Source organism: Lacisediminihabitans profunda (assembly GCF_008040105.1).
Lineage (GTDB): Bacteria > Actinomycetota > Actinomycetes > Actinomycetales > Microbacteriaceae > Lacisediminihabitans > Lacisediminihabitans profunda.
Genome location: NZ_VRMG01000049.1, coordinates 1 through 274, shown reverse-complemented (window position 1 = coordinate 274; position 274 = coordinate 1). Strand labels below are relative to the sequence as shown.

Below are 274 nucleotides of genomic sequence, written 5' to 3'. Positions count from 1 at the left end.
CTGCTCACGAGCATCCCGGGTCTCGGGCCCACCCGGGTGGCCAGGGCCATGGAACAGCTCGGGATCGCGGAGTCCAAGCGGGTCGGCGGCCTCGGAGTGCGGCAGCGTCGACGCCTGCGCGAGTGGCTCGAGCGCCGGGACAATCACGGCGGGGAGCAGCAGCGAGCCCGTCTCGTGGTGCTCGCCGGACCCACGGCCGTCGGCAAGGGCACCGTGTCCACCTACATCCGGGAGAACTACCCGGACGTGCACCGGTCCGTCTCGGCCACGACGA

General features: G+C 72.3%; 1 pseudogene. It reads left to right on the top strand.

From position 1 onward, the window contains the following. A pseudogene (locus FVP33_RS19650) lies at positions 1 to 274 on the top strand (guanylate kinase); the annotation flags it as partial.